Annotated in this window: 22 protein-coding genes; 11 read left to right on the top strand and 11 right to left on the bottom strand. The window is 62.5% G+C overall.

Annotation, left to right across the window (positions count from 1 at the left end; genetic code table 11):
- Positions 1-67: 67 nt before the first annotated feature.
- From fabG to HYP802_RS0112515, 4 genes are all read right to left on the bottom strand, one after another.
- Positions 68-814 carry a 3-oxoacyl-[acyl-carrier-protein] reductase gene (gene fabG / locus HYP802_RS0112535; RefSeq protein WP_013947674.1) on the bottom strand — a complete coding sequence of 249 codons (747 nt, stop codon included), beginning with the start codon at positions 812-814 and terminating at the stop codon, positions 68-70.
- Positions 815-824: 10 nt separating this feature from the next.
- Complete coding sequence (gene fabD / locus HYP802_RS0112530; RefSeq protein WP_013947673.1) at positions 825-1,772, bottom strand: ACP S-malonyltransferase; 948 nt, start codon at positions 1,770-1,772, stop codon at positions 825-827.
- A 148-nt stretch (positions 1,773-1,920) separates the two neighbouring features.
- Positions 1,921-2,460, bottom strand: coding sequence for a VOC family protein (locus tag HYP802_RS0112525; protein WP_013947672.1), 540 nt, complete (start codon positions 2,458-2,460; stop codon positions 1,921-1,923).
- A gap of 239 nt (positions 2,461-2,699) precedes the next feature.
- Positions 2,700-2,942: a hypothetical protein gene (locus tag HYP802_RS0112515; RefSeq protein ID WP_013947671.1), complete on the bottom strand. Its 243-nt coding sequence runs from the start codon at positions 2,940-2,942 to the stop codon at positions 2,700-2,702.
- Positions 2,943-3,376: 434 nt separating this feature from the next.
- On the opposite strand from HYP802_RS0112515, the gene rpsF reads away from it, so the two are divergent.
- The 11 genes from rpsF (at position 3,377) to HYP802_RS0112460 (ending at position 13,901) form a co-directional block, all read left to right on the top strand.
- The gene (rpsF, locus tag HYP802_RS0112510; RefSeq protein ID WP_013947670.1) at positions 3,377-3,916 is read left to right on the top strand and encodes a 30S ribosomal protein S6; all 540 of its coding nucleotides are present in this window, start codon (positions 3,377-3,379) and stop codon (positions 3,914-3,916) included.
- A 3-nt stretch (positions 3,917-3,919) separates the two neighbouring features.
- A complete protein-coding gene (rpsR, locus tag HYP802_RS0112505) occupies positions 3,920-4,174 on the top strand; it encodes a 30S ribosomal protein S18 (RefSeq protein ID WP_013947669.1) in 255 nt (84 codons plus the stop codon).
- 276 nt (positions 4,175-4,450) lie between these two features.
- Entirely contained in the window at positions 4,451-5,401 is a 951-nt protein-coding gene (locus tag HYP802_RS0112500; RefSeq protein ID WP_024275868.1) for a DUF2232 domain-containing protein, read from the top strand.
- A gap of 42 nt (positions 5,402-5,443) precedes the next feature.
- Positions 5,444-6,025: a 50S ribosomal protein L9 gene (gene rplI, locus HYP802_RS0112495; protein WP_013947666.1), complete on the top strand. Its 582-nt coding sequence runs from the start codon at positions 5,444-5,446 to the stop codon at positions 6,023-6,025.
- A 159-nt stretch (positions 6,026-6,184) separates the two neighbouring features.
- Entirely contained in the window at positions 6,185-7,696 is a 1,512-nt protein-coding gene (locus HYP802_RS0112490; RefSeq protein WP_013947665.1) for a replicative DNA helicase, read from the top strand.
- A 35-nt stretch (positions 7,697-7,731) separates the two neighbouring features.
- The gene (gene alr / locus HYP802_RS0112485; RefSeq protein ID WP_013947664.1) at positions 7,732-8,874 is read left to right on the top strand and encodes an alanine racemase; all 1,143 of its coding nucleotides are present in this window, start codon (positions 7,732-7,734) and stop codon (positions 8,872-8,874) included.
- A 5-nt stretch (positions 8,875-8,879) separates the two neighbouring features.
- Positions 8,880-10,256, top strand: a complete 1,377-nt coding sequence (radA, locus tag HYP802_RS0112480) for a DNA repair protein RadA (protein ID WP_013947663.1) — start codon at positions 8,880-8,882, stop codon at positions 10,254-10,256.
- A 55-nt stretch (positions 10,257-10,311) separates the two neighbouring features.
- Positions 10,312-10,947, top strand: a complete 636-nt coding sequence (locus HYP802_RS0112475; protein WP_013947662.1) for a CvpA family protein — start codon at positions 10,312-10,314, stop codon at positions 10,945-10,947.
- A 91-nt stretch (positions 10,948-11,038) separates the two neighbouring features.
- On the top strand, positions 11,039-12,529 hold the full coding sequence (gene purF, locus HYP802_RS0112470) for an amidophosphoribosyltransferase (protein WP_013947661.1): 1,491 nt from the start codon (positions 11,039-11,041) through the stop codon (positions 12,527-12,529).
- Between the two features lie 41 nt (positions 12,530-12,570).
- Positions 12,571-13,302 carry an SDR family NAD(P)-dependent oxidoreductase gene (locus tag HYP802_RS0112465; protein ID WP_013947660.1) on the top strand — a complete coding sequence of 244 codons (732 nt, stop codon included), beginning with the start codon at positions 12,571-12,573 and terminating at the stop codon, positions 13,300-13,302.
- A 206-nt stretch (positions 13,303-13,508) separates the two neighbouring features.
- Positions 13,509-13,901 carry a DUF930 domain-containing protein gene (locus HYP802_RS0112460; protein ID WP_024275867.1) on the top strand — a complete coding sequence of 131 codons (393 nt, stop codon included), beginning with the start codon at positions 13,509-13,511 and terminating at the stop codon, positions 13,899-13,901.
- Positions 13,902-13,929: 28 nt separating this feature from the next.
- On the opposite strand, the gene HYP802_RS0112455 is transcribed toward HYP802_RS0112460, so the two are convergent.
- The 7 genes from HYP802_RS0112455 to HYP802_RS24125 form a co-directional block, all read right to left on the bottom strand.
- The gene (locus HYP802_RS0112455) at positions 13,930-14,727 is read right to left on the bottom strand and encodes an MBL fold metallo-hydrolase (protein WP_024275866.1); all 798 of its coding nucleotides are present in this window, start codon (positions 14,725-14,727) and stop codon (positions 13,930-13,932) included.
- A complete protein-coding gene (locus HYP802_RS0112450; protein WP_024275865.1) occupies positions 14,724-15,542 on the bottom strand; it encodes a TatD family hydrolase in 819 nt (272 codons plus the stop codon). Before HYP802_RS0112450 ends, HYP802_RS0112455 begins: the two co-directional genes overlap by 4 nt.
- 53 nt (positions 15,543-15,595) lie before the next feature.
- A complete protein-coding gene (gene metG, locus HYP802_RS0112445; protein WP_024275864.1) occupies positions 15,596-17,146 on the bottom strand; it encodes a methionine--tRNA ligase in 1,551 nt (516 codons plus the stop codon).
- Positions 17,147-17,195: 49 nt separating this feature from the next.
- Complete coding sequence (locus HYP802_RS0112440) at positions 17,196-18,317, bottom strand: DNA polymerase III subunit delta' (protein WP_024275863.1); 1,122 nt, start codon at positions 18,315-18,317, stop codon at positions 17,196-17,198.
- Positions 18,317-18,946 (bottom strand): dTMP kinase, encoded by a 630-nt coding sequence (gene tmk, locus HYP802_RS0112435; protein ID WP_013947654.1) that lies wholly within the window; start codon positions 18,944-18,946, stop codon positions 18,317-18,319. The genes HYP802_RS0112440 and tmk overlap by 1 nt, the downstream gene beginning before the upstream one ends.
- A 30-nt stretch (positions 18,947-18,976) precedes the next feature.
- Positions 18,977-20,155, bottom strand: a complete 1,179-nt coding sequence (locus tag HYP802_RS0112430; protein ID WP_024275862.1) for a D-alanyl-D-alanine carboxypeptidase family protein — start codon at positions 20,153-20,155, stop codon at positions 18,977-18,979.
- Between the two features lie 121 nt (positions 20,156-20,276).
- Entirely contained in the window at positions 20,277-21,491 is a 1,215-nt protein-coding gene (locus HYP802_RS24125) for a septal ring lytic transglycosylase RlpA family protein (protein WP_013947652.1), read from the bottom strand.
- Positions 21,492-21,669: the final 178 nt, after the last annotated feature.

The following is a 21,669-nucleotide window of genomic DNA, read 5'->3' as shown; positions in this document are numbered from 1 at the left end:
ACCTTCAATCGTAAAGTCGCCGATAAATCAAGCATTCTCGGCGTTTACCATCATAGGCTGGAGTTGATTACACCATAGCCATGCCGCCGTTAATGTGCAGCGTCTGGCCGGTGATGTACCCGCCTTCGTTGGAAGCCAGATAGAGGCACCCGGCAGCCACGTCCACCGGATCGCCGAAGCGCTGCGCCGGGATCATCTGGGCGATCTCGCCCTTCTGCTTATCCGTCAGCACGTCCGTCATGTTGGTCTTGATGAAGCCCGGCGCGATGCAGTTCGCCGTAATCCCACGCGAAGCGACCTCGCGCGCGAGCGATTTGGTCATACCTATCATACCGGCCTTCGAGGCTGCGTAGTTGCCCTGCCCCGGATTGCCGAAAACGCCGGAAACAGACGCAATATTGATGATCCGCCCGTATCCCGTCTTCGAGCGCATCATGTGGCGCGATGCGGCCCGGCACAGCATGAACGTCGACGTCAGGTTGACCGCGATGACGTCATCCCACTGATCGTCCTTCATCACCATGAACAGGTTGTCCTTGGTGAGACCGGCATTATTGACGAGAATGTCGAGACGACCGCCCAGAGCCTTCACGGCATCGTCGATCAACTTCGCGACGGCTACGCGGTCCGCAAGATCGCACGGCAACACATGCACGCGGTCGCCGAGCTCTTTCGCGAGCGCATCGAGCGCTTCGACTTTGCGTCCCGAGATCGCGACTGTCGCGCCAGCCTTGTGGAACACGCGTGCGATCTCGGCACCAAGTCCGCCCGTCGCGCCCGTGACGAGGGCGGTCTTGCCGGTCAGGTCAAACATTCAAATCTCCTTATGAAGTGAGTGCGGCGAGCGCCGCATCGATATCGGAAGGGGTGCCGAGGCTCGAAGCGTTGACGCTCGGAGCCGTGCGCTTAACGAGGCCTGCGAGGACCTTGCCCGCGCCGATCTCATAGAAATCCGTGACGCCGTCAGCCGCCATGAACGCCACGCATTCGCGCCAGCGGACCGTGCCTGTCACCTGCTCGACGAGCCGCTTCTTGATCTCATCCGGATCGGAAATCGGCTCCGCCAGCACGTTTGCGACGACTGGAACAACAGGTTTGTTGACCGTCACGGACGCGAGTGCTTCCGCCATCGCGTCGGCGGCGGGCTGCATCAGCGCGCAATGGAAGGGAGCGGACACGGGCAACGGTACCGCGCGCCGAACACCGAATTTCTTGCCGATTTCCGGCACGCGATCGAGCGCCGTCTTATGCCCGGACAGGACGACCTGCGTCGGCTCGTTGTCGTTCGCGATCTGACAAACGTCGCCCTGGGCAGCTTCGGCAGCGACTTTCTCCGCCACATCGATGCCGACGCCGAGCAGCGCTGCCATCGCGCCGACGCCGACCGGCACAGCCTTCTGCATGGCCTGTCCCCGCAGCCTCAAGAGGCGCGCTGCGTCCGACAAAGAAAATGCACCGGCCGCGGCGAGCGCCGAATACTCTCCGAGCGAATGCCCGGCGACGAATTTCGCGCTGCTTGCGAGCGATACGCCCCTCTCTTTTTCGAGTACACGCATGACGGCCATCGATACCGCCATGAGCGCGGGCTGAGCATTCTGCGTCAGCGTCAGCGTTTCTTTCGGGCCTTCCCAGATCAACGCCGACAGCTTTTCGCCTAGCGCATCGTCGACTTCTTCGAATACGGCGCGAGCAACGGGAAAGGCATCGGCAAGCGCCTTGCCCATACCGACGTCCTGGCTGCCTTGACCTGGAAAAACGAAAGCGCGTGCCATCGTGGAGAAAGTGCTCCCTGGGCTGGAATTGGGAATGACCTGCGTGCACGCAGATATTGGGCGGCCTTAGTCCACGCCCGCCCATCCGGTGTCAAGAGACGCTGCGCTCCGCCAACCGCCGCGCCAGCCCGTTGCCGGCGGCAAGCCATTACGCGTTGGGTGCCGGTTCCCGCAAAAGGGCTCTCAGATCCAAGGCCTTCGTGAACATGGAAATATTGCCGTCGGCGTCGCGCGGCCATTCGGCCTCCGGCCGGTCCCAGTAAAGTTCCACGCCGTTGCCGTCCGGGTCATCGAGGTAGAGCGCCTCGCTGACCCCGTGGTCGGAGGCTCCGGTCAACTGGACGTGAGCCGCCATCAGCCGCCGCAAGGCATCGGCCAGCGCTACCCGTGTCGGATAGAGCACAGCGAGATGGTAAAGCCCCGTCGTGCCCGGAGGCGGCGGCGTCCCTCCCCGGCTTTCCCAGGTGTTGAGGCCGATGTGGTGGTGATAGCCGCCAGCCGAAATGAAGGCCGCCTGGCTGCCGAAACGCTGCATAAGGGTAAAGCCGAGAACGCCGCAATAGAAGTCAAGCGCCCTCTGGAGATCCGCGACCTTCAGATGAACGTGTCCGATCTTGACGCCTGGGTCGATTGGCCGGACCTCGGTCGGCGTCGCGCCTCCATGCGGCGTTTCGCGAATATCATCCATCAAATCTGCCTCGGCTGGTTGTCATTCAAGATGACATGGGCCGACCGAAGCCGCCGGGCAAGCTCGACGAATGTGGCAGATTGCCAATGGCTTACCGCCTGGACGAGTTGCCAAAAAAAAGCGCCGCGAAGCCGCGACGCTCAAATGCGCAATCGAAAAAACGCCGAAAATAGAACCAGAAGGCGCCGTTCGCTCCGGCGACGGGAGACGTGGCCTGCCGCGAGACGCCTGCTAAACGGTTAGCCTTCGACCGTCTCGACTTCGCAAAGTTCGCCGTCGATCAGATCGAATAGAACGTCGGCGCCGGATTCTTCGGCTTCCTCGAGCGCTTCGACGAGGTTGTCGTCGATCGGCGCGACCTTAAGCGCTGACGTGTCCGTCACGCCATTCTCGGCCATGTTCTCTTCGCCCTCTTCACGGGCGGTCTCTTCATCGTCCGCGACCGCCCAGATCGTCTCTTCAGTGTAAGCTGCATACTTCATGTCGTTGGTCTCCCTCGACGCGCCGGATCGATCCCGGCAATCCCCTTTAGGACATGATTCCCGTGTTTGCGCCGTGACCGTCGATGATTGTTGACTGTCAAATTTCAAAGTTGCATGGACGCCACATTTTTGGGCAGGGCGGCACGGCATTGGCCTAGCTTTCCTGTCCGAGCTGGACGGCATCTGTCCTGACTTGCCCCGGCCTGAAAATGCTGTATAAGGCCGCCTTTCCGTTCGGCAGGAGGCTGAACGGGGGCTTGGGCTGCGCTGGCGTCTTAACCATCCGCATCTCGAGAGGGGCTTTCGAGCGCCGTCCCCCAGTGTCTTCTCCTATTTGGTGCCAGATCGGCCTTTCTCGGGTCTTTTGGGGCTTTGCGCCGATGGAAAGATAAGACGTCGCAAGACGTTATAACTCGAACCGAAAGGCCAATCGTATGCCGCTTTACGAGCATACCTTCCTGGCGCGCCAGGACGTGACCCAGGCCCAAGTCGAAGCTCTGATGAAGGAATTCCAGGGCGTCGTCGAAGAAGGCCAGGGCAAGATCACGAAGCAGGAATACTGGGGTCTCAAGAACCTCGCCTTCAAGATCAAGAAGAACCGCAAGGCGCACTACGCCTTCTTCAATATCGAAGCCCCGTCAGCGGCCGTGACCGAAATGGAGCGCCGCATGGGCCTCCACACCGACGTCATCCGCTTCATGACGGTGCGCGTCGAAGAACTCGAAACCGAGCCGAGCGTCCAGATGCGCAAGCAGGACCGCGAGGAACGCGGTGATCGTGGTGATCGCGGCTTCGGTGGCCGTGGCGGTCCCCCGCGCGGCGACCGTGGCGGCTTCGGCGGCGGCCGTGAAGGCGGCTCGACGTTCCGTTCGCGCCCCCCGCGTGACGGCGATGGCCCGCGCGGCCCGCGTCCCCCGCGTGAAGGCGAGGCCCCCCGCGGCCCGCGTCAGTCCAATAACGGTTCGGAGGGCTAATCCATGGCTGAAATCGCTTCCACTGGCGGCGGCGCACGCCGTCCCTTCCAGCGTCGCCGCAAGACCTGTCCGTTCTCGGGCGCTGGCGCACCGAAGATCGACTACAAGGACGTCCGCACGCTCGGCCGTTATATTTCCGAGCGCGGCAAGATCGTACCGAGCCGCATCACGGCCGTTTCGGCCAAGAAGCAGCGTGAGCTGGCCCGCGCCATCAAGCGCGCCCGCTTCCTCGGCCTGCTGCCGTACGTGATCAAGTAAACTGCATCCGGGTGGGCCGGCGCGTTGCGCCGCTCGCCTGGAGCGACATCAAACGCGTCTCCCGGCCGGCTTCGCGAAGCAGAGTAGGAAGACGCAAACCAAACCACCGCGCCTCCCGGCCGGCTCTGCGAAGCGGAGTCGAGAGGCGCGAAGAAAATGTCCGTGTCTTCCGGCCGGCTCGCAGAATGCGAGTCGGAAGACACAAACCAAGAAGTTGGGTCAGGACGGGCAACCGGATCTGGCTCTAACCGCTCCGATGCGGGACAGCAAAAGAAGATGCCGACGAACGCTTTCATACTTGCCCTTGCCGCGGGCCTGATTTCCGCAGTCGTATTCGCCTCCGCGACGACGGGCGCATTCCTGCTCCGCATCGTCCTCTTTCTGCTGACGCCGCTCTCGCTTTATCTGACCGGGCTTGGTCTCGGCCCGATCGCCGCGTCGATTGCCGCCATCACCGCGACGACCTGCGTGCTGCTTATGGCCAACCCCCTCGCCGCCGAAGTCTATGCCATCAGCACCGCACTGCCGGCCGTCATCTGCACGCGCCTCGCGCTGCTGAGCCGCGAGAATGACGGCGAGCGCGAATGGTATCCTGTCGGCCGCATCACCATCGCCGCCGCCATTTTCGCCGGCTGCTTCACGATCCTGGCGCTGATGCTGATGGGCGGCGACGTCGATACGCTGACGAAGTTGCTCCGCACGGTCGTCGAAAGCTTCGTCAAGACGGAGCTGTCGCAAATTCCCGGCGCTCCAGAAATCGGCGCGTCTGAAATCGACGAGATCACCCGCTCGACGCTTTACTCCCTGCCTTGGGCGCTGGGCATTCTCGCAATGGGAACGATCCTCATCAATCTTTGGCTCGCAGGCCGCATCACGCTGGCATCCGGACGGCTGCAGCGGCCGTGGCCCGATTTCGCGGCATTCGCCTTGCCGCCGGGAGCGACGTTCGCACTTTTGATCGCCATCGGACTGAGCTTCGTCGGCGGCATGCCAGGATTGTTCGCCGCCGGTTTTGCGGCGCCCTTCACGCTGGCGTTTGCGCTTGTTGGCTTGGCGCTCATCCATTCGCTCACGCGTGGCTCGCAGTGGCGAACGTTCATCCTGACGGCTCTCTATATCGGAGTCCTTTTCATCCCTCACCTCGGTCTGCTGCTCGCCATCACGGGGCTCGCCGAAACCGTCTTCCGCTACCGGTCGGCACGAAAGCCGCCGGAAGCGCCGAACTGAAAATCGCAATCCCCCAATTTCAAACCAGGAGCTATGAAAGACATGCAAGTTATTCTTCTTCAGCGTATTGGCCGCCTCGGCCAGATGGGCGACATCGTCAACGTCAAGGATGGCTACGCCCGCAATTACCTGCTGCCGCAGAAGAAGGCGCTGCGCGCCACGGAAGACAACAAGAAGGTGTTCGAGGGCCGCCGCGCTCAGCTCGAAGCTGACAACCTCGCCCACAAAGCCGATGCCGAAGCCGTCGCCGCCAAGCTCAACGGTCAGTCCTTCGTTCTGATTCGCGCCGCCGGCGACACCGGCCAGCTTTATGGCTCCGTCTCGACGCGCGACATCGCAGCCGTCATCACCGAAGGCGGCTTCACCGTCGACCGCAACCAGATCATCCTCGACAAGCCGATCAAGACGCTGGGCGTCACGCCAGCGACCGTCCAGCTGCATCCGGAAGTCATCTGCTCGATCTCGCTCAACATCGCCCGCTCGCAGGACGAAGCTGACAAGCAGGCCCGCGGCGAAGACGTTGCCGTCGTCAAGGAAGAGGCCCTCGAACTCGAGACCTTCAATCCGGACGCCGCGTTCGAAGAAGGCGCCGCGCCGCAGGACGAAGCCGAAGAATCGGCCTGAGGATCTCACGCTCCTGTGGACTGCTTGGCCGTTGCGAGTTTAACACGGCCAAGCACTTCTGCAGCGCCCTGTCGGGAGCGTGTTGATAGCGGGGATGCTTCACAGGTTGCATGAGCACAATCTCCCGGTCGCGACCCGGAATCGGTTAGCTTCCGGCGCATGGCAGATCCCGCAGTCCTCCCCACCGAGAAACTCAAACAGGTTGTCTCGGCCAATGAGCCGCTGACCTTCCGTCAGCCGCCGCATAACATTGAAGCCGAGCAGGCGCTTCTCGGTGCGATCCTCGTCAACAACGAGGCGCTCGATCGCGTCTCCGGCTTCCTGTCACCCGACCATTTCTTCGATCCGCTGCATGCCCGGATCTTCGAGACGCTCGGCACCCTCATCCACGCCGGCAAGACCGCGACGCCGATCACGGTGAAGACGTTCTTCGAGAACGTCGAACCGATCGACTCGAACCTGACCGTTCCGCAGTATCTCGGCCGCCTCGCCGCCAACGCCACGACCATCATCAACGCCGCTGAATACGGTCGCACGATCTACGATCTCGCGACCCGGCGCTCGCTGATCATCATCGGCGAGGACATGGTCAACACGGCTTACGACAGCGCCGTCGATCATGCGCCGCGCGCCCAGATCGAAGAAGCCGAAGGCCGTCTCTACTCGCTCGCCGAGCAGAACAAGTACGGCAAGGGGTTCGAGACCTTCAAATCAGCGCTGACCACCGCCATCGAAATGGCGAACAGCGCGTTCCAGCGCGCGGGGCATTTGTCGGGCGCATCGACCGGTCTCTCCGATCTCGACAACAAGCTCGGTGGTCTGCAGCGTTCCGACTTGATCATCCTCGCCGGTCGTCCCTCGATGGGTAAGACGGCGCTTGCAACAAACATCGCCTATAACGTCGCCAAGGCCTATCGTGGCGAACGTCAGTCCGACGGCTCGATGCATACCGTCGACGGCGGTATCGTCGGCTTCTTCTCGCTCGAAATGTCGTCCGAGCAGTTGGCCACCCGTATTCTCGCCGAACAGGCCGAGGTGTCGTCGGAAAAAATCCGCCGCGGCATGATCGACGAGGCCGAGTTCCGCAAGCTCTCGGAAGTTGCGACCGAGATGTCGCGCATTCCGCTCTTCATCGACCAGACCGGCGGCATCACCATCGCGCAGCTTTCATCCCGCGCGCGAAAGCTCAAGCGCCAGCATGGCCTCGACCTTCTCGTCGTCGACTACCTTCAGCTGCTCGCCGGCTCGAAAGCGAGCAGCAGCGCCAACCGCGTGCAGGAAATCACCGAGATCACCACTGGCCTCAAGGCGCTCGCCAAGGAACTGGCGGTTCCGATCATCGCGCTATCGCAGCTTTCGCGTCAGGTCGAACAGCGCGAAGACAAGCGCCCGCAGCTTTCCGACCTTCGCGAATCGGGCTCCATCGAGCAGGACGCCGACGTCGTTATGTTCGTGTTCCGCGAGGAATATTACATCGAGCGCACAAAGCCTGCCGAAGGAACGCCCGAATTTGCCGATTGGATGACGAAGATGAGCGCAGCCTCCGGCAAGGCCGAGGTCATCATCGGCAAGCAGCGTCACGGTCCTGTCGGCACGGTCGAGCTGTCCTTCGAAGGACAATTCACGCGCTTTGGCAATCTGGCCCGAGACTATATGCTGCCCCAGCACTAGAGGGGCCCGGATCGCAGCCGGGGTGGGAACGTGAGATGACGGTCAATGCGCGAATGCCCGAGAGCGTAGCAAGGGCGACGGGAACGATCACCGTTGACCTCGGATGCATCGCTGCGAACTGGCGGGCACTGGCCGATAAGGTCGCGCCGGCGCGTTGCGCTGCCGTCGTCAAAGCCGACGCGTACGGGCTTGGCGCCGAACGCGTCATCGCAACGCTTGCGCGGGCGGGCTGCACCGCTTTTTTCATCGCGACTCCGGGCGAAGCCGAAACGGCACGCCGCATCGCGCCGGATGCCGACATCTACGCGCTCGACGGTCTGGTCGGAAACACTGCCGCCGCGTTCGCGCATCTCGCCGTGAAGCCGGTGCTATCGACGCTCGATGACGTCGTCGCCTGGTCGGCGCTCTGCCGCGCGCGGGGCGAACGGCTTCCCGCAGCATTTCACATCGACACCGGCCTGCATCGCCTCGGGCTTCCCGTGCGCGACGTTCGCCGTCTCGTCGCCGAACCGTCGATGATGGCGGGCATCGAACTCGACCTGGTGATGAGCCATCTCGCCTCGGCCGATAATCCACGCGATCCGAAAAATCGCGAGCAACTGCTGACGTTCGAGACGCTGTCGGCGCTGTTTCCCGGCGTGGCGCGAAGCCTCGCTGCCTCCGATGGTTTGATGCTCGGGCCGTCCTATCATTTCGATCTCGTCAGGCCCGGCTACGCGCTCTACGGCGGACAGGCATCGCAAATCGCCCCAGCGCCGGTACACGCCGCCGTCACCGTTGCAGCGCGCATTCTCGCCGTCGCCGACGTCGCCCCCGGTGAAACGGTTGGCTACTCTGCGACGTGGCGCGCCAAGCGCCCGAGCCGTATCGCCACGATTGCCGCCGGATATGCCGATGGTGTTCCGCGCAACGCCAGCGCGCCGGATGGCCGCCCCGGCGGACACGTTCTCATCAGCGGCCACTTGGCGCCGATCGTTGGCCGCATCTCGATGGACCTCATCACCGTCGACGTCACCGATCTGCCTGACGGTGCCGCCATGCCCGGCGAATTCGCGAAACTCATTGCTGAAGGTCTGACGATCGAGGACGCCGGATTCTCAGCCGGAACCATCGGCTACGAAATCCTGACACGCCTCGGCAACCGCTTCACGCGCCTCTATCTTGATGAGAATCCGTAGGCGCCATGGCAAAGCCCTCGCGCTCCCTTTATGTCTGCCAGAATTGCGGAGCGACTGCGTCGCGCTGGGCGGGAAAGTGCACCGCCTGCGGTGAATGGAACACGCTCGTTGAAGAGACGGACGCAGGTCCGCCGCCCGGCGCAGGCGTCACGCGTCAGAGCAAAGGCCGCGTCATCAAGCTCGAAACGCTGAAGGGCGAAGCTGAAGAAGCGCCGCGCTTTTCCAGCGGCATCGCCGAGCTTGATCGCGTGACGGGCGGCGGCATCGTTCCGGGCTCGGCCATTCTCATCGGTGGCGAACCAGGCATCGGCAAATCGACGCTTCTGCTCCAGGTCGCAGCCCACCTCGCCCGCAGCGGCGGCCGCGCGTTCTATTTTTCCGGCGAAGAAGCCATTGCTCAGGTCCGTCTGCGTGCGAACCGCCTCGGCCTTGCTGACGCGCCCGTGGGCCTCGCATCCGAGACGAACCTGTCGAACATCCTGGCGACGCTAGGTGACGGCAAGGCGCCGGATCTCATCATCATCGATTCCATCCAGACGCTCTGGGCCGATACGCTCGATGCTGCGCCTGGCACCGTCAGCCAGGTCCGCGCCGCAGCGCTGTCGCTGATCCGCTACGGCAAGATGGCGGGAGCGGCCATGCTGCTCGTCGGCCACGTGACCAAGGACGGCCAGATCGCCGGGCCGAAAGTCATCGAGCACATGGTCGACACCGTGTTGTATTTCGAAGGCGATCGCGGCATGCCCTATCGCATTCTGCGCGCCGTGAAGAATCGCTTCGGTCCTTCAGACGAGATCGGTGTGTTCGAAATGGTCAGCGGCGGCTTACAGGAAGTCGCCAATCCGTCCGAGCTGTTCCTCGGCGATCGCGACAGCCGCAGCCCCGGCTCGGCGATCTTCGCAGGCGTCGAAGGCACGCGTCCGCTCCTCGTCGAGATTCAGGCGCTCGTTGCGCCGTCGGGCTTCGGCACCCCGCGCCGCGCCGTCGTCGGCTGGGATAGTAACCGTCTCGCCATGCTGCTCGCCGTGCTCGATGCCCGCTGCGGTGTTTCATTCGCCAACCATGACGTTTACCTAAACGTCGCTGGCGGACTGAAGATTACCGAACCGGCCGCCGACCTCGCCGCCGCCGCGGCGCTTTTGTCATCCATCTCCGGCATTGCCTTGCCGCGCGACGCCGTCTATTTCGGCGAGGTCTCGCTGTCGGGGGCCGTCCGCGCTGCCGCCATGATGACACCACGCCTGAAAGAGGCCTCAAAACTTGGATTTGGACAGGCGGTTCTGCCGGAAAACGGCGACGTCGATGTCCAGGGCATGAAGCTGTCGCTTTCCCGCATCGCACACCTCAAGTCGCTTGCAGACGCTACTGCGTCATGCGACTGATTCTTGGGGCGAGTCTCATGCTCGGGGAGCACGCGACCAAAGAGGGGATACGGCCATGGTCGGCCCGTTCACTTACCTAGACCTGGCGCTGATCGCCGTCTCGTTCATATCCGGTCTTCTTGCGATGTACCGGGGCTTCGCGCGCGAGCTGCTGTCGATCGTCTCCTGGATTTCCGCTGCTGGCGTCGGCTACTGGATCTTCGCCACGAAGAAGGAGATGACGGCCGATCTCGCAACCCAGACCGGCCTGCCACCGCAAATCGCGACAGTCGGCGTGGCGGTTGCTGTTGCCCTCATCGTCCTCATCATCGTGCACCTGATTACCGCGCGCATCTCCGATGCAATTCTGGATAGTCAGGTCGGCATGATCGACCGGGTTCTCGGCTTCATCTTCGGCATCCTGCGCGGCTTTCTTCTCTTCGTCATACCCTACATGGCCTATGAGGCCTTCATTTCGCCTGAGAAAGAAAAGCAGCATCCCCTTGTTCGGGATGCATTTTTTAGGCCGTATGTGAAGGCGACGGGTGAATCGATCCGCAATGTCCTTCTGCAGGTCATTCCGCAACCGTCCGCGACGCCGCCACCGGCTTCGCCAAACGAACAGCCTGGACAGCAAGGATTTCTTGAGCAAAAGGGTCGTTCAGTCGCGCTGGTCATCAATGGCCAACGGTACTATATGACGCTCGCGTGACGCGGCTAGCGTCAGCGGCGACGGCACGTTCGGAATTTAGTTACCCGGCGTATCGGGCGGAGCAGGGCGGCTCAATCGCGGGAGGTGCCTTATGGCACAGCAAGGCGGCGCGACGACGAAAATCGATGGCCTCACGTTCACGCGCTATGGCGATGATCGTCTACGCGAAGAATGTGGCGTCTTTGGCATCTTCGACCATCCCGATGCGGCGGCGATCACGGCGCTGGGCCTTCACGCCCTGCAGCATCGCGGCCAGGAAGCAGCCGGCATCGTCTCCTACGACGGCCGCAACTTCCACTCCGAGCGCCGCATGGGGCTCGTTGGCGACAACTTCTCGAAACCTGAAGTTCTCGCCCGCCTTAAAGGCCGCATGGCCATCGGCCACGATCGCTACTCGACAACCGGCGATCCCCTCATCCGTAACGTCCAGCCGCTTTTTGCTGACATCGATACCGGCGGTTTCGCAGTCGCCCATAACGGCAACCTCACCAATGCTCTGACGCTTCGGCGCGAACTGATCTCATCCGGCGCCATCTGTCAGTCGACCTCCGACACGGAAGTCATTCTTCACCTTCTCTCCCGCTCCAAGAAGCGCCGCATCGTCGAACGCCTCGTTGATGCGGTACGGCAGGTCGAAGGCTCTTACGCCCTCGTCTGCATGACCAATGACATGATGATCGGCGTCCGCGATCCGATCGGCATCCGCCCGCTGGTCATCGGCCGCCTCGGCACCTCTTATGTGCTCGCCTCCGAAACCTGCGCGCTCGACATGGTCGGCGCCGAGTTCCTGCGCGAAGTGGATAACGGCGAAGTCGTCGTCATCACGGACGAGGGCCTCGAAAGCCACCGCCCCTTCCCGATGCGCCCGGCGCGTCCATGCATCTTCGAATACATCTACTTCGCCCGTCCGGATTCCATCGTCGGCGGCCAGACCGTTTATGATATCCGCAAGCGCATGGGCATCGAACTGGCGCGCGAATCCGCGCCCGCCGCCGACGTCATTGTGCCGATCCCGGATTCCGGCGTGCCCGCCGCTATCGGTTTCAGCCAGCAGAGCGGCATCCCGTTCGAACTCGGCATCATCCGCAATCACTATGTCGGCCGAACCTTTATCGAGCCCGAGCAGCGCATCCGCCAGCTGGGCGTCAAGCTCAAGCACTCGGCGAACTCCGGCGTCATTCGCGGCAACCGCGTCGTCCTGATCGACGACAGCGTCGTGCGCGGCACCACGTCGAAGAAAATTGTCCAGCTCATCCGCGACGCTGGCGCAGCCGAAGTCCACATGCGGATTTCCTCGCCACCGATTACGCATCCGGATTTCTACGGCATCGACACGCCGAGCAAGAAAGACCTGCTCGCCGCCAACATGTCGCTCGACGAAATGCGCGACTTCATGGAAGCCGACAGCCTTGCCTTCCTGTCGGTTGACGGCATCTATCGCGCCATCGGTCTTGAAGGCCGCGATAACCGTGCGCCGCAGTTCACCGATCACTGCTTCACTGGCGATTACCCGACCAATCTCACCGATTACGGTGGCGAAGCCATTCCGAGGCAGCTATCCCTTCTCGCCGAAGTCGGCTGATGAGGGCGGCCTGTCCGTCCGTTGCTTTTGAAGAGTGACACATGACGGACACTCCCCTCTCAGGGCGCATTGCGCTCGTCACCGGCGCATCCCGCGGTATCGGCCGCGCCGTTGCTCTAGGCCTCGCGAAATCCGGAGCTCACGTTATCCTGGCAGCGCGATCGCTCGGCGGGCTCGAAGCGGTTGACGATGAGATCCGGGCGCTTGGCGGCGCCGCAACCCTTCTTCAGCTCGACCTCAAAAAAGGCGACCGGGTCGATCAGCTCGGGCCGACGATCTATCAGCGCTGGGAGCGCCTCGACATTCTGATCGCCAACGCCGGCATCCTCGGCCCGCTCTCCCCGCTCGGCCACACGACGGACGAGGGCTTTCTCTCCACCATCGACATCAACCTCAACGCCAACTGGCGTCTGATCCGCACGCTCGATCCGCTGCTGAAGCGTTCCGATGCCGGCCGCGCCGTGTTCGTGACGTCGGGCGCCGCGAGCGGTAAGTACGCTTACTGGGGCGCGTATTCCGCGTCGAAAGCTGGGCTCGAAGCGCTCGTTAAAACTTGGGCTGCCGAACTCCAGAGCACGTCCGTCAAAGCCAATCTGATCAATCCTGGTGCCACGCGCACACAGATGCGCGCCAAGGCATTTCCGGGCGAAGATCCGGCAACTCTTCCCCCTCCCGAAGATCTTGTTCCGCTCTTTCTCGAACTCGCCTCGCCGCAGTGCGAAAGAAACGGCGGGATCATAAACTTCCGCGAATGGCGCGAGCCATTAGCCTAGCGAGCGCCATATTTACTTTTTCGACAGCTGCCGTCCCTAGACTCCCAAAACATCGCTGAAACCTCCGTCACGCGGCGCAGGCGAGGTCTGCAGTGACGGATGTTGCCTCATTACGGTCACATCAACGCGCGTTTTGACGATCGCGGTCGGGGGGCCGCTTCCGGTCGTTCCGGACTGATGGGGAATTCAAAGGGGAAGTCAGGGGAATGCTCTCGAAGAGAAGTCTTGTATTGTTGCTTACGTTTGCAGGCAGCACGCAAACGGCGTTGGCGGATGCTTCGATGGACCGCGTGCTCAAGGAGCTTCAGCCGGAAGAACGTGCGCACCAAGTCTGCAATCTTCGCGGCATCGACGCCGTCCGCAAGGGCAGTCATTTGAAGGGCATCGATCGCGTCACCACGACCATTCAGAAGCCGGCTATATTCAAGGACAACGTCGTCACCGCGAAAGGCGGCGCGGTGCGCGCCAACAACCGCTGGTATTTTCTCGATTTCACCTGCACGGTCACGCCCGACCAGATGCGGGCGAAAACATTCACGTACAAGCTCGGCGGCCTGATCCCGGAAGCGAAATGGGATGATTTCGGCCTTTGGCGATGACGTCAGGCGGCGTTCTCGCCGCCCTTCCTCAGGTAAATGAAATCATCATGCCGTCGTAAGCCGGCTCGACGCCCGCCGGCAGTTCGCGCGCCAGCGTTGCGTAATCGAGTTCGCTCGTCATGTGCGTCAGGATCGTGCGCTTCGGCTTCAGGCGTTCGGCCCACATCAGTGCCTGCTTCACGCTGAAATGGCTTTCGTGCACGCCGTGACGCAACGCATCGACGATCCAGACGTCGAGCCCTTCGAGCAGCGGAATGGACTCCGCCGGAATGTCGTTGATGTCCGGAGAGTACGCGAGATTGGAAACCCGGTAGCCGAGCGACAGGATCGAACCGTGATGCTGCTGTATCGGCCGTGCGGTGATCGTGCCGCCGCCGCCCGCGATTGCGACCGGCGTTACGCCGTCGATCTCATGACCGTTGAGCATCGGCATGTAGGCCGATCCGGGCGGCGTCTCGAAGCAATATGAAAAGCGCGACTTCAAGCTGTCGCCGGTCGCCTTGTTGAAATAGACATCGACGCGACGCTTCATCGAAAAGGAGACCATGCGCAGATCGTCGATGCCGTGCGTGTGGTCGGCGTGATCGTGCGTATAGAGTACGCCGTCGAGCGCGGTGAGACGCGTTGACAGGATCTGCTCGCGAAAATCCGGCGAGGTGTCGATCAGCACCGAGGTCCGTCCGCCCGACCCCGTGCGTTCGATCAGCGCCGAGCAGCGCAGCCGCCGGTTTTTTGGATTTTCAGGATCGCACGCACCCCAGTTCATACCAATGCGCGGCACGCCGCCGGAAGAGCCGCAACCCAATATCGTGCATCTGTAGCTCATGCTGCGGCAGACCCGCCGTCTATGGAAGGAAGAGATTTCGGCGGCTTCGCCTTGCTGTAGAGCCGGAAGAAATTCGCCGTCGTTGCGGCTGCGATCTCGTCAGGCGTGACGCCTTTGACTTCTGCAAGTGCAGCCGCTGTGCGTACGACATAGGCTGGCTCGTTGCGCTTTCCCCGGAACGGAATCGGCGCGAGGAACGGCGCGTCTGTTTCGACGAGCAGACGGTCGAGCGGCACGTCACGCACGATCTCGCGCAAGCCTTCCGAGTTCTTGAACGTAATCACGCCGGTGAATGACACGTAAAGCCCAAGCTCGAGCGCGCGCATCGCGAGCTTGCGTCCGCCCGTGTAGCAATGGAGCACGGCCGGAAACGCACCCTTGGCGGTTTCTTCTTCGAGAATGGCGAGCGTATCCTCGTCGGCATCGCGCGTGTGAATTTCGAGCGGCAAGCCCGTCTCGCGCGCCGCAGCGATGTGGCGGCGAAAGCCTTCGGCCTGTGCGGCGGGCGTCGAGGTATCATAATGATAGTCGAGGCCCGCCTCCCCGATCGCAACGACCTTCGGATGCTTCGACAGTGCGATGATCTGTTCGAGCGGAATGTCGAGCTCTTCATGCGCGTTGTTCGGGTGCGTGCCAACCGAGCAATAGACATCGTCGAAACGCTCGGTAATCGCCTTCAGCTTGTCGAACTCGCGGATCCGCGTCGAGATCGTGACGAGCGTGCCAACACCCGCCGCGTGCGCCCGCGCAACGACTTCATCAAGCTCCGGCGCGAAGTCGGGAAAATCGAGATGGCAATGATGATCGACAAGCATCAGGTCGTTTTACTCTCTACAGGCCGCGCCGCGCCGTGCGGCGCGTTGTCCGCTCACGCCTTGCTTTCCTCCGGCGCGACGTAGCGCGGGAAAACGCCTTGTGGTTCAGGGCTTTTCGTCCCCGGCTTCAGGCGTCCGGTGGCCCCGAGACTTGCGAACGTGCGATCCTCCGGCGCAACCGCCAGCAGATCGAGCAGTTTCGCCGCACTTTCCGGCATCACCGGCTGAATGAGGATCGCAAACTGGCGCACGCATTCAGCCGTGACGTACAGGATCGTCGCCATCCGCGCCGGATCGGTTTTCTTCTTTGCCCACGGCTCTTCGGCTGCGAAGTAACGGTTGGCATCCGCGATGACCGTCCAGAGCGCATCGAGATATTTGGTGATGCTCTGCCGTTCCATCTCCGCGCGTACGGTGACGTAGAGCCCGTCCGTCGCAGTGAGGATCGCTTCATCGGCTTCGCTGAACGCGCCCGGCTGCGGAATGGCGCCGTCGCAGTTCTTGAAGATCATCGACAGCGAGCGCTGCGCCAAATTGCCGAGGTTGTTCGCGAGATCGGCATTGATCCGGTTGACGATGACGTCCGCCGAATAGCTGCCGTCCTGCCCGAACATCACTTCGCGTAGGAAGAAATAACGCACGGCATCGCGGCCGAACGTTTCGACCATCTCGAACGGGTCGACGACGTTGCCGACCGACTTCGACATCTTCTCGCCGCGGTTGAACAGAAACCCGTGGGCGAAGACCCGTTCGGGCAGCGGGACGCCCGCCGACATCAAGAAGGCAGGCCAATAGACGCCGTGAAAGCGCACGATGTCCTTGCCGACGACGTGCACGTCGGCCGGCCAGTAGCGCCACTTCGCATTCGTCTCGTCCGGATAACCGCAGGCCGTGATGTAGTTCGTCAGCGCATCGACCCAGACGTACATCACGTGTTTGTCGTCGCCCGGAACCGGCACGCCCCAGTCGAACGTCGAGCGCGAAATCGAAAGATCCTTCAGGCCCGACTTCACGAAACTCATCACTTCGTTCAGGCGCTCAGGCGGCCCGACGAATTCCGGGTGGCTCTCGTAGTGGGCAAGCAGCTTGTCCTGGTAGGCCGACAGGCGGAAAAAGTAGCTCTGCTCTTCCGTCCACTCGACGGGCGACCCCAGCGGCTCGCGGCGGACGCCATCCTCGCCGACGGTCGTTTCCTTCTCATCGAAATAGGCTTCCTGCCGCACCGAATACCAGCCGCCGTAGCTGCCGAGGTAGATGTCGCCGTTAGCGGCCATCTTCTCCCAGATTGCCTGGCAGGCTTTGTAGTGGCGCGGCTCGGTCGTGCGGAAGAATTCGTCGTTCGAGGTCCCGAGCACCTCCAGCATCGAGCGGAAGATCGCTGAGTTGCGATCAGCCAGCGCGAGCGGCGTGATCCCCTCTTTGTCGGCAGTCTGCTTCATCTTCAGACCGTGCTCGTCGGTGCCCGACAGGAAGAACACGTCGCGGCCGTCGAGACGCGCGAACCGGGCGAGCGTATCACTCGCGATCACCGTATACGCGTGACCGATATGCGGCTTGCCGTTGGGGTAGAAGATCGGCGTCGTGATGTAATATTTTTCCGCCACTTTCGGATTCTTTCTGCAGTGTCAGACGCGGCGCGCGTGCACGCCTTGCTCAGCCGCGGCTCGCTGCCTCGAGGCGCGCGAAACTTCCGAGGATGAGCGATTTGCGGTCAAGGTTGAGCGTAACGGTATCAGCCTTGTCGCGGGCCAGTGTTTCCCATAGCTCGGCAAAAGTCGCAAGGCGCTGAGGCCCGATCAGCCGGGCCGCCAGCTCCACGTCGCGCGGCGCCCCCTCGCCCGTCGCCGCCGCCGAGATCAGCCGCCCCAGGCTCGCCTGGAAAAGGTCCATGAAGAGCTGGAATTTCCGGTCCTGGGCTATGGGTTGTAGCTCATCCGCAAGGCCGTGCACGGTCCTGAGGTCGAGTTTCGGCAATCCGCCCAGAATCTGGTCGATACGAGCCTGCAGGCCAAGCCCGCCGCCGCCGAGCAGGATGAGCGCCCGCCCGACGCTGCCACCTGCCAGCGGCAAGAGTTTGTCCCAGTCATGCTCTTCCGGGAGCGCCATCTCCGCCGCCGTCAGCGCCTGCGCAGCAGCGCGCTTCAGATCGCTGTCCGAGAGAGGCGGCATCGCAATGACGCGGCACCGCGACCGGATCGTCGCGAGCAACCGTCCCGGCGCCGACGTAACGAGCAGGAAGATCGTTCGCCCCGGCGGCTCTTCGAGCGACTTCAAAAGCGCGTTGGCCGCGTTCTGATTGAGCTCATCGGCGCTGTCGACGATGACGACGCGCCGGCCCTCGTCGCCCGAGCTGAGCGACAGAAAGCCTTTGAGCTTGCGCACTTCGTCAATCGGGATGGTCTGAGGAAAGCGCTTCGTCTTCTGATCGTACGGCCGCCGGATGACGAACAGCGCCGGATGCGAAAGCGCGCGCACCTGCCGATCCGTCCGCGAGTCCGGTTCGATCGTGAGACCCTGCCCGAACATATCGCGCTCGTCGAGTTCGGCGAGCGCCGCACGCGCCACGAGATAAGCGAGCGTCGCCTTGCCGATACCGGCTGGCCCCGCGAGCAACCACGCATGATGCATGCGCCCGCCGGCGAGTGCTTCTGCAAACACCTCTTGCGCTGCGTCTTGGCCATAGAGAGCGCGCGTCTCGCGCGGGTGCGGAAAATCATCGAGCCGATCCGCTTCCGGCAACGCCTCGATGTCAGCCCCCAATGGCGCACGCGCCATCAATCGGCCTCAGCGAGCAGATGCGCGGTAACCGCCTGCCACACGGCCGTCTCGACGCTCGCCACCGGCAGATGGCCGTCGATCAGCACGCAGCGCTGCGGTTCCTGCTCGGCGATTTCGAGGAAGCCCTCGCGCAGCGTCTCGTGCGTTTCGATGCGCTCGGCGTCGTAGCGCGATAGCGTGCCGCGCAGCTCCGCCCGCTCGATCCCCGCGCTCGCAGGCAGGTCAAGGATCAACGTCAAGTCCGGGTAGTCCGGCGCCACGATGAACTTTTCCAGTTGCTCGATAAAGGCGCGCTCCAGACCATAGAGTTTGCCCTGATAGACGCGCGTTGAATCAATGAAGCGATCCGAGATCACCCACGTGCCGTCATAAAGCGCTGGGCGGATCACCGACGTCATATGCTCGGCCCGCGCCGCGGCGAAAAGCAGAAGCTCTGTCACCGGATCGGTCGGACGATCCTTCATGATAAGGGCGCGCACGTCTTCGCCGACCGGCGTGCCGCCCGGCTCGCGCGTGACTATCACGGGAATGCCGGCGCGTTCCAGCCGTTCGGCCAGGCGCTTCGACTGGGTCGATTTTCCGGTGGCCTCTCCGCCTTCGAAGGTGATGAATTTTCCGCGCTTCATGGCTCGCCTCTGCTTTTCGGCGGGCGTAATCTAGAGTGCCAGCCGGCGCAAGGCCATTAGCACAAGGGAGTCGACGCCCTGGCGGACGATCCCGCCGTTCGAAACGTCCTCCGTAGCATAGAGCGGCACTTCGGCCGATGCGCTGCTTGAACTCGAAATACGCAGCGTCGCGACCTGATCGCCTTTCTTCACCGGCGGCTTCAGGGGCGCCTTATAGACGATTTCTGCCGAGATCCGCTGATTTGCCGGATATTTAGGCATCGTAAACATCACGTCGCCCTTGGCGGCGAGCGGTACATACCAAGTCTTCCCGCCCCAGACGCGCGCTTGCCCGACGATCTCGCCCGCGTTGAAAAGCTTGACCGCGCTGAAGGACTGAAAGCCCCACGTCAGAAGCTTCGCAGCCTCGTCCTTTCGCTGATCCGCTTTCTCCAGCCCGCTGACGACGACGATCAGCCGCTTGCCGTCCTGAACGGCCGAACCGACGAGTCCATAGCCCGCAGCCGCGATATGCCCGGTCTTTATGCCATCGGCGCCGATGTTCAAGAACAGCAGCGGATTGCGATTGATGAAGCGATGCTGGCGGTAGCGAAATTCCTTCTGGCTGAAAACCGGGTAGAAGTCCGGATATTCGCGGATGATGTAGCGCGCCAGAATGGCAAGCTCACGCGCCGTCATCAGCTGGTGGGGATCAGGCAGCCCCGTCGAATTGCCGAACGTTGATTTTTTGAGGCCGATCCGCCGCGCCTCTTCGTTCATCATCCGCGCGAACGCGCCTTCGGTCCCAGCCATGTTTTCGGCGATGCACATGGCGGCATCGTTGCCCGACTGAACCGCGACCCCCTGAATAAGCTCATCGACCGTCACCGTCGTATTGACCGGCACCATCATCGCCGACGTGCCCGACGGTGCGCCGCCGTTGCGCCAGGCATTGACGCTCATCTTGTATTCGTCGGTCTTTTTTACGCGGCCTTCCTTGATGGCGCGGAAAAGCACCTCCAGCGTCATCAGCTTGCTCATGCTCGCTGGCGGGAAAAGCTCGTCGGCGTTGTGCTGATAGAGGATGGCGCCCGTTTCCGCGTCCATCAGCATGGCATGCGGTGCCTTGGTCGCGAACCCCGTCTCAGCGGCTTCCGCATTTTGCAACACGACCGCAAGCAGCCCTGCGATCGCAACAATGACGAGACAAATGCTCCGCGTCTTCCACATCGCTCGAATCGTTTCCGTGTGATGCCGCCTGGCTAGACGACCCGACTGATGGAAACCGAAGTATCCGACTGCATCGAGACATGGTCAACGCCGGGTTAACGGGAATTGTGCAATGAGCCGCTTAATCCATCACGATCGCGGTATTCGCGACACCATATGTCGCAATGCGGCTCTGGGCGCGCGACGCCTCGCCCTGCGAGAAAGGCCCAACGCGGACGCGATAGACTTGCATACCGTTGCCGGCTTGTAGAGGCGCTACTTCCACCGGACCCAAAGCGCCAAGTTCACGCCTAAGTCTCTCGGCATTGGAGCGATCTCTGAAAATGCCGACTTGCACATACGCGGTTCCGGAATAGCCGCTACTCGCAGGCTCGTCGTACGCCGATACGGGCTGATAGGCGTCGCCGTTATCGGCCGAAGTCTGCGCCGGCGCAAACGGCTGCGGGGCGTCGAACGGCTCGGGCTCAGGTTGCGGCTGACGCTGCGGCGCGGCCGTCAAAGACATGCGCTGCGTAAAATCAGGCTCGCCGATACTCGCCGTCTGCACCAACTGGCGCCGTGATCTCTGGGCCGGAGCAGGTGCTGGCGGCACGGGCTTGCCCGCGAGCGCCGCGCGATAGCTGTTTGGGTCCCACCGATCGGATGCATCTGCAGGCAAGTCGGAGGCATTCGTCTCGGCCGCCGCATATTCGCGCGCGGGCGAAGGCTGGCCCTGATACGGCTGGTTGTTCTGCTGCGCCAGGAAGTGCCGTTCTCGGCTGTCGTCGCCATTGAGCGGCGCCAATCCGGCATACCGCACGCGGACGCGTGCACGCCCCTTGCCGACAAATCCAAGTTGCTTGGCCGCCGCATACGACATGTCGATCAGGCGATCGTTGACATACGGTCCGCGGTCGTTGACGCGCACTAGCACCGTCCGGCCGTTGTCAATATTGGTCACATAAGCATAGCACGGCAGCGGCAGCGTCGGATGTGCCGCAGTCAGCGCGTTGGCGTCGAACACCTCGCCGTTCGCGGTCCGGCGGCCGTGGAAATCAGCGCCATACCAAGAAGCTACGCCGTATTCGTCGTAATTCGGATTATCGCGGGGAACGTACCATTTGCCCGCCACCTTGTAGGGCGAACCAAGTTTGAACTTGCCGCCGCCCTTCGCAACACGACCCGACGCAACCCGCGGACTGCTGCTGACGCCGTATTCGTCTTCCGTGAAGGTGGAGCGATTGACGCCGGTTAGGGATTGCGGCGACGGGCTGCTCGAACAGGCGCTCAAAAGCGCCGCGGCACTGACTGCCAGCATCAGCCGGCAGGCAAGCCTCCCGTAAAGGCCCCTGTCCATGTACGCAAACCCAACTCGATACGCTACGCCCGCCCAAGCGCACCCACACCGCAACTACACACGGCGAGAATGGCCGAAGCTTGCTGGAATGATGACAAACGCTGCTTAGGATCAGGTTAAGCGCGGGGCTCCCGGGGCTTGAGGCCGGCGCCGGAACCCGCTAGGAGGGGCGATCCGG

This window comes from Hyphomicrobium sp. 802, assembly GCF_000526135.1.
GTDB lineage: Bacteria > Pseudomonadota > Alphaproteobacteria > Rhizobiales > Hyphomicrobiaceae > Hyphomicrobium_B.
Note: the sequence above shows the minus strand (reverse complement) of the source record. Positions and strands in the feature narration are given on the sequence as shown.